This is a genomic window from Polaromonas sp., assembly GCF_030682935.1.
Classification (GTDB): domain Bacteria; phylum Pseudomonadota; class Gammaproteobacteria; order Burkholderiales; family Burkholderiaceae_C; genus Polaromonas.
The window spans coordinates 1-15,401 of record NZ_JAUXNA010000305.1; the positions used below are offsets into that span (position 1 = coordinate 1).

A 15,401-nucleotide genomic window follows, 5' to 3' on the forward strand; every position below is an offset into this window, starting at 1 on the left:
AAAAACCCGCAGAGCTTGTAGCTGTGCGGGTTTTTAGACTTCCTTGGACTTCTTAAAACAGGTAACTGGTGGGTGCTGACGGGCTCGAACCGCCGACCTACGCCGTGTAAGGGCGCTGCTCTACCAACTGAGCTAAGCACCCCACTTTAAATTTCTACATCAGTTCAAAGCATCCTTGAGCGCTTTGCCCGGACGGAACTTTGGAACCTTGGCAGCCTTGATTTTAATCGCATCGCCGGTACGCGGGTTGCGACCCGTGCGGGCAGCGCGTTTGCCCACAGCAAATGTACCAAAACCGACCAGAGACACAGAGCCTCCTTTTTTCAGGGTTGCTTTTACGGCACCAATGGTTGACTCCAGAGCGCGCGTGGCGGCAGCCTTGGAAATATCAGCATTTTTGGCAATGTGCTCGATCAGTTCAGTCTTGTTCACAAGGAGCCCCTCGTTATTTGGTAAGTTAATCTGATTGTCTCTAAAAAATATCTCCCGCGACATCGTGGTGCCAGCGGGAGTTGCGTGTGCAGGTTTTCTGCCGCTTCCGATTAGAGCCATGGACTTCTAACCTGTCAATACAGCAGCTATTTTTTACAGCGTGAGGACGCAAATTCTAGTCCCTTTTTTCACGCTTTCAGGACTTGACCTTGCACCGGGCGCTTAATTTTCATGCTTGACAAAACCATCCGTTACCCCACATCCAGCGCTGCGGCAATGGCTTTCCCGACATCCGCGGTGCCGGCCTGGCCGCCCAAATCAGGCGTACGTGGCGCACCATTTTCAGGACGCAAAACTTTTTCAATGGCAGCGAGAATGCCGTCGTGGGCCTCCTTGTATCCCAGGAACTCCAGCATCATGGCGCCGCACCAGATCTGGCCAATCGGGTTGGCAATGTTGCGCCCTGCAATGTCGGGTGCAGAGCCATGAACTGGCTCGAACAGCGAGGGAAACTTGCGCTCCGGGTTGAGGTTGGCGCTGGGTGCAATCCCGATGGTTCCGGTGCAGGCAGGCCCCAGGTCGCTCAGGATGTCGCCGAACAGGTTGCTGGCCACCACCACGTCAAAAAAGTCGGGGCGCTGCACAAAGTGCGCGGTCAGGATGTCAATGTGAAACTTGTCCAGCTGGATGGCCGGATAGTTTTTGGCCATCTCGACCACACGCTCGTCCCAATACGGCATGGAAATTGAAATGCCATTGGACTTGGTGGCGCTGGTCAGGTGCTTTTTGGGGCGGGACTGCGCCAGCTCGAACGCAAACTTCAGCACGCGGTCCACGCCGATGCGGGTGAACACCGACTCCTGCAGCACAAACTCGCGATCGGTCCCCGGAAACGCCTTGCCACCAATGCTGGAGTACTCGCCCTCGGTGTTTTCACGCACGATGTAAAAGTCAATCTCACCGGGCTGGCGCGGGCTGCCGTCACGCCTGACCACCGGCGCAATGATGCCGGGCATCAGCCGCGCAGGGCGCAGGTTGATGTATTGGTCAAACTCGCGCCGAAACAGCAGCAGCGAGCCCCACAGCGACACATGGTCGGCAATTTTGTCGGGCCAGCCCACTGCGCCAAAGTAAATCGCGTCATGCCCGCCGATCTGGTCTTTCCAGTCGTCGGGCAGCATCTTGCCGTGCTTCTCAAAATAGTCCCAGCTGGAGAAATCGAAATGATCGAATTGCAGGTCAATGCCGTACTTGACGGCAGCGGCCTCCAGCACGCGAATACCCTCGGGCATCACTTCCTTGCCAATGCCGTCACCCGCGATGACTGCGATTCTCTTTTTTCCGATGTGCTTGCCCATGGAGATATTCCTCTGTTTCGGTTTTTTTGAAAAGATCAGGTGTTGCGCCGCGTCCTGATTTGAAGCAGATTTTGTTGCAGCAACAGGCTTTATTCAAGCAACAATACGGCAATTGATTATTACCCCAAGGGAATGAATGGAACGCAGTGACCTGGAGCTCGTGCTGGCGGTGCGCACGCATGGCAGCCTGGCGGGCGCCGCACGCAGCCTGGATGTGGCGCCCCCTGCCGTGACCAAGCGGCTCGCCGCACTGGAGGCGCGGCTGGGCCAGCGCTTGTTCCAGCGCACCACCCGGCGCGTCAGCCCCACCGCAGAGGGCGAAACCCTGTGTGAGCATGCTGCCATCCTGCTGCAGGGCTTTACGGCGCTGGAAGCCGAACTGCAGGAGCGAAAGGCCGAACCGACAGGCCTGATCCGGCTGGCGGCTACTTTCGGCTTCGGCCGCTTATGGCTGGGGCCGGCGCTGGCCCGCTTTCAGGAACGCTACCCGCGCATCGACATCCAGCTGCAACTGACCGAGCAGCTGCCCGACCTCGCGCTCGACGGCTATGACGGTGCCATCTGGCTCTGGGCGGTAGCGGATCGGCAGGCGGCGCAATGGGTGTCACGCCGGCTGGCGAGCAACCAGCGCGTCCTGGTGGCCGCACCCCACTACCTCACGCAATACGGGGCACCATCCAACCTGGAAGCGCTTCAGGACCACGCCTGCCTGATCGTGCGCGAAAACGGCAACGCCCCGGGGCAACGCTTTGACGTGTGGACCTTGCACCAAGCGCAAGAGGCGGCACCCGAGCGGGTGCGCGTGCGCGGACCGCTGTCGAGCAACTCCGGCGAACTGGTGCGGGACTGGTGCCTGGCGGGCCGCGGCATCATGCTGCGCAGCCTCTGGGACATTGCACCCCAACTGGCCAGCGGCGAGCTGGTGCGCGTATTGCCAGGCTACGCCATGCTTGAGGCCGATATTCACTGGCTCGCACCCTTGCGCCCGGATTCACCCCGGCGCATCCGCTTGCTCATCGACTTTTTGGTCGCCCAGTTCCAGGGTGCGCCCTGGGAAACTACGCGGCCTCTGGCTTCGCGGGCCGCACCACCAGGCTCACGCCCAGCGCCGTGAGTGCGGTGCCCACCACGGTGGTCGTGGTGATGGCTTCGCCGAACAACACCCACGCCATCAGGGCGGTGGTGGGCGGCACCAGGTAGAGCAAACTGGTCACCGCAGTGGCCGCACCGCGCTGAATCAGCAGGTAAAGCAGCGAGCTGCCGCCCAGCGTGAGCGCAAGCACCGACCAGGCCATGGCGCCCATGAACGACAGGTTCCAGACGATCGATTCCGTTTCCAGAAAGATCAGGGGCAAGGTCACCAGCAAGGCGGCGCCCAGCTGAATGGCATTGGCGCTGCGTACATCCGTTGGCTGCACAAACCGCTTCTGGTACAGCGTGCCCACCGTGATGCTGAGCAGCGCAAACACGGCGCAGCCCAGGGTCAGCAGCGTGACTTCACTGCCGGTGCCGAATTTGCGGGCGACCACCAGCAACAGACCGCCCAGCCCCAGGACCAGACCCGTCCACTGCCGGGGTGTCACCTTGCGTTCCGCCGCCGGGTCCCCGGACAAGCCCGCCCACGAGACCCACAGCGCCGTCAGCACCGGCTGCAAGCCCACAATCAGCGCCGCCAGTCCCGAGCCCATGCCGCCCTTGACGGCGACCCAGACACCGCCCAGATAGCCCGCATGCATCAGCATCCCCGTGACGGCCAGATGCAGCCACTGCTGGCGGCCCTGCGGCCAGCGGGCGCGGGTGAACCTGATCCAGACCAGAAAGCAAACAATTGACAGGATGTAGCGGATCGCCAGAAAAGTCAGCGGCGGCGCGAAAGGCAAACCGAATTTGGCCACAATGAAGCCGGTGCTCCAGATCAGCACGAACACGGCGGGCATGGCCCGAATCAGGGCCGGAGAGGAAAACGCGTTGCTCAAAAACGGCTCATTTAGTCCGGGCGCGGATTTCCGGAATGGCTTTTTTCAGGTAATACGCCATGGACCAGACCGTCAGGATGGCAGAAACCCAGATCAGCCAGGTTCCCCACACAGGGGTATTGATCACGCCAAACAGCATGCCATCGAACAGCAGGAAGGGGATCGCAATCATCTGCACCGTGGTCTTGACCTTGCCGACCATGTGCACGGCAACACTGCGGGACGCGCCAATCTGGGCCATCCACTCGCGCAGCGCTGAAATCGCTATTTCCCGGCCGATGATGATGAGCGCCACGAACACATCGGCGCGCTGCAGATGCACCAGCACCAGCAGGGACGCGCACACCAGAATCTTGTCGGCGACAGGATCAAGGAAGGCACCAAACGAGGAGGTCTGGTTCAGCCTGCGCGCCAGAAAACCATCGAGCCAGTCGGTCGCCGCAAAGACAATAAACATCACGGTCGCAATGAGATTGCGCTCGCCGGGCGGAAGGTCTAGGTAGAAAACCCCCACGATCAGCGGAATCGCAACGATGCGGGTCCAGGTCATCAGGGTGGGAATGGTCAGGAACATGGCCCGATTTTGGCATGGGCAATGGGCTCTTGGACGGCAGGGCGTGCAGCGCAGGCCGAAATGGGGCGCTTCGTTGCGCAAAAACGTCTGGCCTGGCCTGCAAACCGCCTCAATGCAATGCGCGGTAAATTTCTTCGGCGAGGTCTTTCGAAATGCCGTCCACCGTGGCGATGTCTTCGGCGCTGGCGGACGCGATGCCGCGAACGCCGCCAAAACGCTGCAACAAGCTGGCACGCCGCTTGGGCCCAATGCCTGGAATATCTTCCAGCTTGCTGCCGCCCACCCGCACCTGGGCCCGCCTGGCCCGCATGCCGGTGATGGCAAAGCGGTGGGCTTCGTCCCTGATTTGCGCAATCAGCATCAGCGCCGCCGAATCCCGGCCCAGGTAGACCTTGTCGCGCCCATCGGCAAACACCAGCTCTTCCAGGCCCACCTTGCGGCCCTCGCCTTTTTCAACACCGGCAATCAGGCCCAGATCCAGACCCAGTTCTGCAAACACCTGCCTGGCCATGGACACCTGGCCCTTGCCGCCATCGACCAGCACCAGGTCTGGCAGCGTGGCGTCGCCGTTGCGCGCCGCTTCGGCCAGCTTGGTGTAGCGGCGCGTCAACACCTGGCGCATGGCCGCATAGTCGTCACCGGGGGTGATGCCCTCAATGTTGTAACGGCGGTATTCGCTGTTTTGCATCTTGTGCTCTTTAAACACCACGCATGACGCCTGGGTCGACTCACCCGCCGTGTGCGAGATGTCAAAACACTCGATGCGCAACGCGTCCAGGTTGTCCAGCGGCAGCTCCAGCGCTTCGGCCAGGGCACGGGTACGCGCCTGCTGCGAACCCTGCTCGGCCAGCAGGCGGGCCAGCTGAAGGCCGGCATTTTTCTGGGCCATCTCCAGCCAGATGCGGCGCTGCTCGCGCGGCTGATGAACCACCGTGATCCTGCTGCCCGTCTGCGCGGCCAGCGCCTGGATCAAGTCCTTGTCCACCGGTTCGCTGCACACCAACGTCGGCGGCACCGGCACATCGATGTAATGCTGCGCAATGAAGGCTTCGAGCACCAGTGCTTCCAGTGATTTCTCCTTGACCGGACTGGCAGGCGCATCAAATTCGGCATCCAGCGCAGCGGCGTCGGTGGCGTTTTCCACATGCGTCGGAAAATAAGGCCGGTCCCCCAGATGGCGGCCGCCGCGCACCATCGCCAGGTTGACGCAGGCTTTGCCGCCCTGCACCTTCACCGCCAGAATGTCCACGTCCACATCCCCGTTGCTGCCGCTGATTTCCATGGACTGCTGGTGCAGCACCTTGGACAGCGCCGAAATCTGGTTGCGCAGCTCGGCGGCCTGCTCGAACTCCAGCCTGTCGGCGTGCGCCAGCATTTTTTGCTCCAGATCGGTCAGGATTTCCTGCGTCTGGCCCTGCAAAAAGCGCTCGGCGTTGGCCGTGTCCAGCGCGTACTGCTCGGGCGACACATGGCCCACGCAGGGCGCGGAGCAGCGCTTGATCTGGTACAGCAGGCACGGCCGGGTGCGGTTGTTGAACACCGTGTCTTCGCAGGTACGCAGCTTGAACACTTTTTGCAGCAGCAAGATCGTGTCCTTGACCGCCCAGGCGCTGGGGTAAGGACCGAAGTAGCGGTGCTTTTTTTCGACCGCACCGCGGTAGTAGGCAATCCGCGGGAAGGCCGCACCCGACGGCGATGCGCCCTCCTGCGCGGCCTGCGCGCCGGTCAATTTCAGGTAGGGATAGCTCTTGTCGTCCCGAAACAGGATGTTGTATTTCGGGTTGAGCGTCTTGATCAGGTTGTTTTCCAGCAGCAGTGCTTCGGCTTCAGAGCGCACCACCGTGGTTTCCATGCGGACGATCTTGGTCACCATGTGGCCAATGCGCGTGCCGCCGTGGTTCTTCTGGAAATAGCTGGTCACGCGCTTTTTCAGGTTGCGCGCTTTGCCGACGTAGAGCACGCCGTCCTGCGCATCAAAATAGCGGTAAACGCCAGGCAGCGCTGGCAGCGCCGCTACTTCGCTGAGCAACTGGGGATCGAATTCGTGGGCTTTGGACATGGAAACAATAAGATAGGCGTCCCGTATTGTGGACAATCCTTCCATGAATCGCAGCCTGCAGTGGGACATTTTTTGCAAAGTCATCGACAACTTCGGGGACATTGGGGTGTGCTGGCGCCTGGCTGCCGATCTGGCCACGCGCGGCCACCGGGTGCGGCTGTGGGCCGATGATGCTTCCGCGCTGGCCTGGATGGCGCCAGCGGGCTGCCCTGGCGTTCGCGTGCTGCGCTGGACCGAGCCGCTCGACCTGCACGATGCGGGCCTGGCGCAGCAGCCATCAGACGTGATGGTGGAAGCGTTCGGCTGCGAGATCGCTCCTGAATTCATAGCTTCTTGCGCTTATTCTGTAGGGGCTGGAGGCCTTAAACCCTTGTGGATCAACCTCGAATACCTGTCGGCTGAACCCTACGTCGAGCGCTGCCACGCCATGCCCTCGCCGGTGCAAAGCGGCCCGGCGGCGGGCTGGATCAAGTGGTTTTATTACCCCGGTTTTACCGAAGCGACTGGCGGGCTGCTGCGCGAACCCGATCTGGCCGAGCGGCAAGCCCGGTTTGACCGCAGCGCCTGGCTGGCGAACCAGGGCATTCCGTGGACAGGCGAAAAGCTGGTTTCACTGTTTTGCTACGAGCCGCCTGCGCTGGCCCGGCTGCTGGCGCAACTGGCACAGCATGGGCTGGACGGGCAGCCCGTGCGTCTGCTGGTGGCGGCCGGACGGGCCCAAAACGCCGTCAAGGCCATTTTTAATAACAAAATAGGCCTCCAGCCCAATAAGGACGGGATCGAACAGCTATCAATTTCATATCTCCCGCTGCTCACGCAGCGCGACTACGACCACCTGCTGTGGGCCTGCGACCTGAATTTTGTGCGGGGCGAGGACTCCGTGGTGCGCGCCCTCTGGGCGGGTCAAGCCTTTGTCTGGCAGATTTACCCCCAGGACGACGATGCGCATCTGGCCAAGCTGCACGCCTTTCTGGACCGGCTGGAGGCGCCGCCCTCGCTGCGGGCGTTTCATGCCCGCTGGAATGCACAAAGCGTCTGCCATCAGGCCCTGGGCGGCACCGAGGCGGACCTGACGGACCTGCACGCCTGGCAAACCTGGGCTCGCGCGATTCGCTCCCGGCTGATGCGCCAGGACGATCTGGGCACCCGCCTGCTTCGCTTTGTTGCAAAAAACCGTTAAAATCAAGAGTTTCGCGGACCAGCTCATTGAGGCCAGCCGCATAATTTGCCACAAATTCGGCACAAATTCGGCACATAACTCGCCATAACCCGCCGCAGACCAGCCCACAGGTGCAAGCCAGTGCCCAGGTTCAGCGGCCTACTACCTCAGTAAAACTGCTATGAAAATCGCTCAAGAAATCCGCGCTGGTAACGTCATCATGAATGGCAAAGACCCGATGGTCGTGCTCAAGACCGAATACAGCCGCGGTGGGCGCAATTCCGCCACCGTGCGCATGAAGCTCAAAAGCCTGATCGCCAACTTCAACACTGAAGTCGTGTTCAAGGCCGACGACAAGATTGACCAGGTCATTCTGGACAAGAAAGACTGCACCTACTCCTACTTCGCTGACCCAATGTACATCTGCATGGACGAAGAGTTCAACCAGTACGAAGTCGAAGCCGAAAACATGGGCGACTCGCTGAACTACCTGCAAGACGGCATGGACCTTGAAGTGGTGTTCTACGACGGAAAAGCCATTTCCGTTGAAGTGCCCACCAGCGTCCAGCGCGAAATCACCTGGACCGAGCCCGCCGTCAAAGGCGACACCTCCGGCAAGGTCCTGAAGCCCGCCAAGCTGGCGACCGGCTTTGAAATCGGCGTGCCCATTTTTGTGGCGCAAGGCGATGTGGTTGAAATCGACACCCGCACCGGCGAATACCGCAAGCGCGTCTAAGTCAAGCCGCCCGGGCTTGTCGCTCACGCAGAAAAAGGCTCCTCATGGAGCCTTTTTTGTTTGGCTGTGGCCCGCGGAAATAATCCTTTCACTCGTTGACAATGGCGCATGGAACAAAATCAAGACCTCTCCGAAGACCGCCTGGCGAACGCCTGGGCTGAACTGCAAGCGCTGTCCAAGGACACGACACCGCTGCGGCCCGATGCCAATCGCCTGGCGTTTGCCGACCCGGAATTTTTGCTGCGGCGCGAAACGCGCGGCATCCGCTTTCAGCTTGAAATGCTCAAGCCCGAGATCGACCAGCAAGCGCTAGGGGTTGAAAACACCATCGTGGTGTTTGGCAGCGCACGCTTTCCCGCGCCCGAGCAGGCCAGCGCAGCCCTGAAGCTGGCCGAGGAAAGCGGCGATGAGGAAGCGCTGACGATGGCCCGCCGCCATGTGCGCAACGCCCATTACTACGAGCAGGCCCGCCTGTTTGCGCGCATCGTAGCGACCTACAGCAACCCGCGCCCCCCTTCAGAGCAGTTGTTCATCTGCACGGGCGGCGGCCCTGGCATCATGGAGGCGGCCAACCGCGGCGCCCAGGAAATGGGCGCCCTCAACGTGGGACTCAACATTGTGTTGCCGTACGAGCAATCGGCCAACTCCTACATCTCGCCGTCGCTGAACTTCAAGTTTCACTACTTCGCCCTGCGCAAAATGCACTTCATGATGCGCGCCAAAGCGCTGGTGGCTTTTCCGGGCGGGTTCGGAACGCTCGACGAACTGTTTGAAATCATCACCCTGGTGCAGACCCGCAAGGCCAAGCCCGTGCCCATCATTCTTTTCGGTTCCGAGTACTGGAAACGGCTCTTCAACTTTGAAGTGCTGATTGAAGAAGGCGCAATCAAGCGGGAAGACCTCGAGCTCTTTCAGTACGTCGATGACCCGCAGCTGGCCTGGGACGCAATCAAAACATTTTACGAACTGTAACCGGCAGCCCCCGGGGCGCCTCAGCTATCGTCCGGGTCCTTGTCCATCGGAATCAAGCGGGCCGACTCGAGCTCGGGCAATGCCTCGACGTTGCGCAAGGCCTTGCCCATGACGCGGCTGCGCTGCTCGGCGCTGCTCAGGGTATTGAGCACGGTTTCGGTCTGTGACTTCACCTTGGCCAGCACGTCGCCGAACTTGCCAAACTCGGTCTTGACGGCGCCCAGCACCTGCCACACCTCGCTGGAGCGCTTCTCAAGCGCCAGCGTCCTGAAGCCCATTTGCAGCGAACTGAGCATGGCCAGCAGCGTCGTGGGACCGGCCAGCGTGATGCGGTGGTCGCGCTGCAGGCTCTCCATCAGGCCGGGGCGGCGCAGCACTTCCGCATACAAGCCCTCGGTTGGCAAAAACAGGATGGCGAAGTCCGTGGTGTACGGCGGCGCTATGTATTTTTCCGACATCGATTTGGCCTCGAGCCGGATCCGGATTTCCAGCGCTTTGCCAGCCATTTCAGCGCCAGGCACATCCGCGCGCTGCTGCGCATCAAGCAGGCGCTCATAATCTTCGTTGGGAAATTTCGCATCAATCGGCAGCCACAGTGGTTCACCCGAATCGGAACGCCCCGGCAGCTTGATGGCGAAGTCGACCGGGTTTTTTCCGCCAGGGCATGTGACGATCTGCGCTGCGTACTGATCGACGGTAAACACCTGCTCCAGCAAACCCGCCAGTTGGGCCTCGCCAAAGATGCCGCGCGTTTTGACATTGGTCAGCAAATGCTTGAGGTCACCGACCCCCTGCGCCAAAGTCTGCATTTCACCCAGACCCTTGTGCACCTGTTCCAGCCGGTCCGCGACCTGCTTGAAGCTCTCGCCCAGGCGCGTTTCGAGCGTGGTTTGGAGTTTTTCATCAACGGTCTTGCGCATCTCGTCGAGCTTGGCCGAATTGGTTTGCTGCAGTTGTGCCAGCTGCTTTTCCAGCGTTTCCCGCACTTCCACCATGCGGCGGGCATTGGATTCGCTGACCGATTGCAGCTGCGTGGTCAGGGTGTCCGACAGAGTTTTTTGCAATAGCGTGAGTTGCTGCGCAAACGCATCAATCTGCGCGTTTTGCGTGCGAATGGCTTCTGAACTTTGCTGCACCAACGTTTGCTGAAAGGTCGCAAACGTCGTGTTGAGCTCCTGCCGGCCACTGCGTGATGATTCGCTGATCTCGCGTCGCAGTTCACGCTCCATGCGTTCGGAGCTACCCTGCACAGCCGCCAGCAACTCGGCCTTGCCCTGCTCTGCCGCCAAAACCCCCGCAGCATCCGAGCGGCGCAAGGCCAGCCACAACAATACCAACCCATTCAAAACGGCCAGCGCCAAGACAAGCCACAGCAAAACGTCATTCAAAGCAATTTCTCCCAGGGCGCTATTGTTGTTCAAAACACCGCCATGTCCGGGGAACCGGGAGACAGGACAGCAAAACTGACAGGAGTGTCGATAAGATGACGTTCTATCCATCAGGTTTCCAAAATGCCGCTTCAATCTCCAGTGTCCGATCACAGGTCCGTCTGGCACACGCTGTCAGAGTCCGAGGCGCTGCAGACCCTGTCTGTCACCGCCAACACGGGCCTGAGCGGCGAGGAAGTTTCCCGCCGTTTAGAGCAATATGGCCGCAACAGCCTGCCAGCATCCAAGCGACGTGGACCCTGGCTGCGCTTGGCCCTGCAGCTTCACAATCCCCTGATCTATGTGCTGCTGGTCGCAGGGGCCGTCACATTCGCTCTAAAAGACTATGTGGACGCGGGCGTGATTGCTGGCGTGGTATTGATCAATGCTCTCATCGGATTCATTCAAGAAGGCAAAGCAGAGAAGGCGCTGAATGCCGTACGCGCCATGCTGGCCAGCCGTGCCACCGTGCTGCGCGAGGGCGAGCGACACGAGATAGACGCTGCCCTGCTGGTGCCGGGCGATATCGTGCTGCTGGAGTCTGGTGTGCGGGTACCCGCCGACCTGCGTCTGGTGCGGGTGAAGAACCTGCGGGTCAACGAAGCGGCCCTTACTGGCGAATCGATGCCTGTGGACAAGGGCACAGAACCCGTGGGCAGCGACGCGTCCATCGGCGATCGAACCTGCATGGCCTATTCCGGCACGGTGGTCAGCTTCGGCCAGGCGCACGGTCTGGTGGTCAGCACGGGACAGTTGAGCGAAATTGGTCGCATCGGCACGCTCGTGGGTGAGGTGCAGACACTGGTCACGCCACTGACGCGCCGGCTTGATCAGTTCGCTCGCCAGATCACGCTGTTCATTCTGGCGGCAGGGCTGATCACCTTTCTCTTCGGGTATTTCGTACGCGAGATGCCGATGCTCGATATTTTTCTGGCGGTGGTGGGGTTAACGGTGGCAGCCATCCCCGAGGGCTTGCCGGCTATCGTGACCATCGTGCTGGCCATTGGTACCCGCACGATGGCTCGCAAGAACGCCATCGTGCGGCGTTTGCCGGCCGTGGAGACCCTGGGTTCGGTCACAGTGATCTGCTCGGACAAGACCGGCACGCTCACCAAGAACGAGATGACCGCAGTGCGGGTCATGCTGCCCAATCACACCCTGGACGTGACGGGTGCCGGCTATGCGCCAGAGGGGGGGTTTCACTGCGACGGTGTGCCCGTGGAAGCTGCGCAGGATGAGGCGCTGCAAGACTTGGCTCGATGCGCACTGCTGTGCAACGATGCACAACTCAAGCACGATGCTGCCAAAGGCTGGCAACTTGTGGGCGACCCCACCGAAGGGGCTTTGCTGACACTCGCCCACAAGGCTGGACTGGATCCAATCGAAACTGCCACATCCACGCCCCGGATCGACGAAATCCCGTTCGAGTCGGAACACCGCTTCATGGCCACACTGCATCATGACCACGCGGGCCATGCCTTCGTTTTGCTCAAGGGTGCCCCGGAGCACGTACTCGGCCTGTGCGTGCAGGATGCCAGCGACCCATTACGCAATGGCACCGCCTGGGAAGCGCGCATGGAGGACGCAGCTCGTGTCGGGCAGCGCGTGCTGGCGCTGGCGCGCTGTGACATGCGAGCCGGCACGACAGCGTTGTCCATGGCCGACATCACCCGGCGCTTCACCTTGCTGGGGCTGGTCGGCCTCATCGATCCGCCGCGGGAGGAAGCCATTGCGGCGGTTGCCGAATGCCAGCGCGCCGGGGTGCGCGTCAAAATGATCACGGGCGACCACGTCGTCACCGCGGCGGCCATCGGTCGGCAATTGGGGCTGAGCGCTGATCACGCCCTCACCGGAGAAACGGTGGAGTCACTGGACGATCAGTCACTCCAGCGCGTCGCTCTGGAAACCGACGTATTCGCCCGTGCCAGTCCCGAGCACAAGCTGCGTCTGGTAGCCGCCTTGCAGGCCCAAGGCGAGCTGGTTGCCATGACCGGCGATGGTGTCAATGACGCGCCCGCGCTCAAGGCCGCCGACATCGGCGTGGCCATGGGACACAAGGGAACCGATGCCGCCCGAGAAGCCGCTGATCTGGTGCTCACCGATGACAATTTCGCCACCATTGCCCGTGCCGTACGCGAGGGCCGGGTGGTGTTTGACAACATCAAAAAGTCACTGCTCTTCATCCTGCCCACCAGCGGCGGCGAGGCAGGCGTCATCCTGCTGGCGGTCTTCGCTGGCGTGCCACTGCCAGTCACGGCCGGCCAGATTTTGTGGGTCAACATGATCACAGCGGTCACACTGTCCCTGGCACTGGCCTTCGAGCCAGCCGAGCCGGGTGTCATGCGCCGTTCGCCGCGCAAGCCCTCGGAACCCCTGATCACACGGATACTGGGCGTGCGCATCGCCTACGTGAGCCTGCTCATGATCGCGGTGACTTTCGCCGTGTTCGAATGGGAAATCGCGCGCGGCAGCAGCCTTGAGGTGGCGCGCACGGCTGCGGTCAACATGCTGGTTTTGGGCGAGCTGGTGTATCTTTTCAATGTGCGGCACTTCACCGCGTCCGCTTTCACACGGGACATACTCACCGGCAACAAGATCGCCCTCTGGATGTGCGCGCTGCTGATCGCGTTCCAACTCCTTCTCACCTACGCCCCGCCAATGCAACAGGTGTTCCAGACGGCGGCGCTGGATGCCGCGTCCTGGCTCGTCATCCTCACGCTGGGCCTCGTCAAGTTTCTCGCGGTCGAGGTGGAAAAGTTCGTACTGCGTCGCTTGCATGTGCGGAGCATGTGAATGAATGCGCTGCTCACCTTGATCTTCTCGGCCCTGGCAGCAGTCATGTTGTTTCTGCATGGACTGGCGGCGTTTTCCGAAGAGACAACACGGCTCGGCGGCGAGCGTCTGCGCGATGCCCTGCGGCGCCTGACCCGTACCGGCTGGCGAGGGGCGCTGGTGGTGCTGGCGTTACCGCAGTAGTGCAGTCGTCCTCGGCCGTGACCTCCATGGCCCCGGCCCCCGGGCGCACCACATCCGTGGGGTCCTTGGGTTCGCTCGCTTTGTTATCCGGCGCACGGGGCGGGGCCGGCTTGTCGGGCGCGGGCTGCGGCTGCGTGCCGGGCAGCCCACCGATCTGCACTGGCGTGGCGGCGCAACTCCTCTCATGGCACCACCAGCACGTCGCGCAGGGTGTGGTGCAACACATGCTGGGCCATGCTGCCCAGCAGGTGCTCGGCGACCGCGCCCTGGCCGTGGTGGCCCACGGCGACGCAATCGGCGGGCAGCGCCGCCGCGCGCAGGGCGATGGCCCGCGCCGGCACGTCATCGACCACCTCGGCGGTGACCTGATGCACGGCGTCCTTTGTCAGCTCCTGCGCCAACTGCTCGAGCTGCCGGACGGCTTTTGCGTGCATCGAATCGTGCAGCACCTGTGTCTGCTCCCTCGCAACATCGCCCATCCACAAGGCGCGTTCCAGTGCCGGGTCCACCGCATAGAGCAGGTGATGGTGTGCTGCCGGGAACAGCATGATGGCCCCGGACGCTGCACGAATCGAACCATCGCGCATGTCGACCGCCGAGAGCACCTTGTCATAAGGCCGGGATACTGTCGACCGCACGATCAGGATCGGGCATGCCGGTGATCGAACCACTTTCGAAGCGGTGCTGCCCAGACCCGGCATGGCGGGCTCGGCGCGCGAACCGATCACGACCAGAGATATGTCATGGGCCGTCACATATGCGTTGATCGCACTGTCCGCGTCGCCGACGGTGAACCGGGCTTCGACCTCCAGCCCGGTCTGCGTCATCAGCGATGCCGCCAGGTCGGTCAGGTGCTGCTGCATCCTGACGTCCGGGGGCGGGCTCAGGGTCAAACGCTGCGGGTCGAAGACGCCCTTCAGGCTGTGCCAGGCGCTCACATCGAACGCATGCAACAGGCGCAACGACGCACCATGCGCCACAGCCAGTTGCACCGCACGCTCGACAGCCGCACTCGAACCAGGTGAGAAATCAGTGGCTGCCACAATGCTGAAAATCTTCGTCATGGTCTGATTCTCCTCGTAGGTCAATGCCGCTCCGGGAACGTGGATCAAGAGTGGCTACACTCATGCTTGATCATTTCCCTGCGGCGGATTTGATCCAGGTCAACTTGTGCGCCGACTTGAACGTGAAACTCGAAACTGCGTACGGTTCGTCGTTCCGCTTCTGGCGAAGCAGGGCCCGGCTTTTTGAGGGTTATCCAACCAACCTGAGTGAGCCACCGCATAGGGATTGCCATGTCAAGAGTGAAAGCGAAGTTGTCGCCATGAGCATAGAGTCCGCCGCCTTCGAGCGAGTGCTGTCTCGCCACGGGCGCGACCCGCATGCGCTGGTTCAGATCCTGCGGGAAACGCAGGCTCTGATGGGCTGGTTGCCCCGTTCCCTGCTCAGCGCGATGGCCCGCGAACTGAAGCTGACCCTGGCCCACGTGGAAGGCGTGGCCGGCTTCTACCGCTTCTTTCACACCCGGCCGATGGGTCGCTTGCGCGTGCTGTTCAGCGACAACATCACCGACCGCATGCTGGGTAGCGAGGCCCTGATGGCCGATCTGTGCGCCCGGCTGGGCATCAAGCCCGGCCAGGTCAGCGCCGACGGCCGGGTGAGCGTGGACCAAACTTCGTGCACGGGGCTGTGCGATCAGGGTCCGGCGCTGCTGGTCAACCACCACCATGTG

General features: G+C 61.6%; 14 protein-coding genes and 1 tRNA gene. 7 read left to right on the forward strand and 8 right to left on the reverse strand.

Annotated elements, in window-relative coordinates:
* Positions 1-66: 66 nt before the first annotated feature.
* From Q8K05_RS14005 to Q8K05_RS14015, 3 genes are all read right to left on the reverse strand, one after another.
* Positions 67-142, reverse strand: a tRNA-Val gene (locus Q8K05_RS14005).
* 17 nt (positions 143-159) lie between these two features.
* Entirely contained in the window at positions 160-432 is a 273-nt protein-coding gene (locus Q8K05_RS14010) for an HU family DNA-binding protein (protein ID WP_293464071.1), read from the reverse strand.
* 251 nt (positions 433-683) lie between these two features.
* Positions 684-1,790, reverse strand: coding sequence for a tartrate dehydrogenase (locus Q8K05_RS14015; protein WP_305247253.1), 1,107 nt, complete (start codon positions 1,788-1,790; stop codon positions 684-686).
* A gap of 136 nt (positions 1,791-1,926) precedes the next feature.
* Here Q8K05_RS14015 and Q8K05_RS14020 point away from each other — a divergent pair, with 136 nt between their 5' ends.
* Positions 1,927-2,904: a LysR family transcriptional regulator gene (locus tag Q8K05_RS14020; RefSeq protein ID WP_305247254.1), complete on the forward strand. Its 978-nt coding sequence runs from the start codon at positions 1,927-1,929 to the stop codon at positions 2,902-2,904.
* Here the strand turns inward: Q8K05_RS14020 and Q8K05_RS14025 are convergent.
* From Q8K05_RS14025 to uvrC, 3 genes are all read right to left on the reverse strand, one after another.
* On the reverse strand, positions 2,849-3,727 hold the full coding sequence (locus Q8K05_RS14025) for a DMT family transporter (RefSeq protein ID WP_305247264.1): 879 nt from the start codon (positions 3,725-3,727) through the stop codon (positions 2,849-2,851). The two genes, Q8K05_RS14020 and Q8K05_RS14025, sit on opposite strands and share 56 nt — an antisense overlap.
* Before the next feature lie 46 nt (positions 3,728-3,773).
* The gene (gene pgsA / locus Q8K05_RS14030) at positions 3,774-4,340 is read right to left on the reverse strand and encodes a CDP-diacylglycerol--glycerol-3-phosphate 3-phosphatidyltransferase (RefSeq protein WP_305247255.1); all 567 of its coding nucleotides are present in this window, start codon (positions 4,338-4,340) and stop codon (positions 3,774-3,776) included.
* Between the two features lie 109 nt (positions 4,341-4,449).
* Complete coding sequence (uvrC, locus tag Q8K05_RS14035; RefSeq protein WP_305247256.1) at positions 4,450-6,399, reverse strand: excinuclease ABC subunit UvrC; 1,950 nt, start codon at positions 6,397-6,399, stop codon at positions 4,450-4,452.
* Between the two features lie 43 nt (positions 6,400-6,442).
* Here uvrC and earP point away from each other — a divergent pair, with 43 nt between their 5' ends.
* The 3 genes from earP (at position 6,443) to Q8K05_RS14050 (ending at position 9,266) form a co-directional block, all read left to right on the forward strand.
* Positions 6,443-7,579: an elongation factor P maturation arginine rhamnosyltransferase EarP gene (gene earP / locus Q8K05_RS14040; protein ID WP_305247258.1), complete on the forward strand. Its 1,137-nt coding sequence runs from the start codon at positions 6,443-6,445 to the stop codon at positions 7,577-7,579.
* 160 nt (positions 7,580-7,739) lie between these two features.
* Positions 7,740-8,294 (forward strand): elongation factor P, encoded by a 555-nt coding sequence (gene efp, locus Q8K05_RS14045; RefSeq protein WP_305247259.1) that lies wholly within the window; start codon positions 7,740-7,742, stop codon positions 8,292-8,294.
* Between the two features lie 108 nt (positions 8,295-8,402).
* Positions 8,403-9,266, forward strand: coding sequence for a TIGR00730 family Rossman fold protein (locus Q8K05_RS14050; RefSeq protein ID WP_059758014.1), 864 nt, complete (start codon positions 8,403-8,405; stop codon positions 9,264-9,266).
* 20 nt (positions 9,267-9,286) lie between these two features.
* Here Q8K05_RS14050 and rmuC read toward each other — a convergent pair whose 3' ends face one another.
* The gene (gene rmuC, locus Q8K05_RS14055) at positions 9,287-10,654 is read right to left on the reverse strand and encodes a DNA recombination protein RmuC (protein ID WP_059758009.1); all 1,368 of its coding nucleotides are present in this window, start codon (positions 10,652-10,654) and stop codon (positions 9,287-9,289) included.
* A gap of 123 nt (positions 10,655-10,777) precedes the next feature.
* Here rmuC and Q8K05_RS14060 point away from each other — a divergent pair, with 123 nt between their 5' ends.
* A complete protein-coding gene (locus Q8K05_RS14060) occupies positions 10,778-13,486 on the forward strand; it encodes a cation-transporting P-type ATPase (RefSeq protein WP_305247260.1) in 2,709 nt (902 codons plus the stop codon).
* Positions 13,487-13,669 (forward strand): hypothetical protein, encoded by a 183-nt coding sequence (locus tag Q8K05_RS14065; protein ID WP_305247261.1) that lies wholly within the window; start codon positions 13,487-13,489, stop codon positions 13,667-13,669.
* A gap of 182 nt (positions 13,670-13,851) precedes the next feature.
* On the opposite strand, the gene Q8K05_RS14070 is transcribed toward Q8K05_RS14065, so the two are convergent.
* Positions 13,852-14,733 carry a universal stress protein gene (locus Q8K05_RS14070; RefSeq protein WP_157648658.1) on the reverse strand — a complete coding sequence of 294 codons (882 nt, stop codon included), beginning with the start codon at positions 14,731-14,733 and terminating at the stop codon, positions 13,852-13,854.
* A 260-nt stretch (positions 14,734-14,993) separates the two neighbouring features.
* Between Q8K05_RS14070 and Q8K05_RS14075 the strand changes: the two genes are divergently transcribed.
* A partial coding sequence (locus Q8K05_RS14075) for an NAD(P)H-dependent oxidoreductase subunit E (RefSeq protein ID WP_305247262.1) occupies positions 14,994-15,401 on the forward strand: 408 nt, incomplete at its 3' end.

Bases quoted from the DNA above. Each gene is read 5' to 3' on its own strand.
- pgsA (WP_305247255.1), bottom strand. From the start codon at position 4,340: ATGTTCCTGACCATTCCCACCCTGATGACCTGGACCCGCATCGTTGCG.
- Q8K05_RS14065 (WP_305247261.1), top strand. From the start codon at position 13,487: ATGAATGCGCTGCTCACCTTGATCTTCTCGGCCCTGGCAGCAGTCATG.
- Q8K05_RS14020 (WP_305247254.1), top strand. From the start codon at position 1,927: ATGGAACGCAGTGACCTGGAGCTCGTGCTGGCGGTGCGCACGCATGGC.
- Q8K05_RS14015 (WP_305247253.1), bottom strand. From the start codon at position 1,790: ATGGGCAAGCACATCGGAAAAAAGAGAATCGCAGTCATCGCGGGTGAC.
- Q8K05_RS14060 (WP_305247260.1), top strand. From the start codon at position 10,778: ATGCCGCTTCAATCTCCAGTGTCCGATCACAGGTCCGTCTGGCACACG.
- Q8K05_RS14070 (WP_157648658.1), bottom strand. From the start codon at position 14,733: ATGACGAAGATTTTCAGCATTGTGGCAGCCACTGATTTCTCACCTGGT.
- efp (WP_305247259.1), top strand. From the start codon at position 7,740: ATGAAAATCGCTCAAGAAATCCGCGCTGGTAACGTCATCATGAATGGC.
- Q8K05_RS14025 (WP_305247264.1), bottom strand. From the start codon at position 3,727: ATGCCCGCCGTGTTCGTGCTGATCTGGAGCACCGGCTTCATTGTGGCC.
- Q8K05_RS14050 (WP_059758014.1), top strand. From the start codon at position 8,403: ATGGAACAAAATCAAGACCTCTCCGAAGACCGCCTGGCGAACGCCTGG.
- earP (WP_305247258.1), top strand. From the start codon at position 6,443: ATGAATCGCAGCCTGCAGTGGGACATTTTTTGCAAAGTCATCGACAAC.
- uvrC (WP_305247256.1), bottom strand. From the start codon at position 6,399: ATGTCCAAAGCCCACGAATTCGATCCCCAGTTGCTCAGCGAAGTAGCG.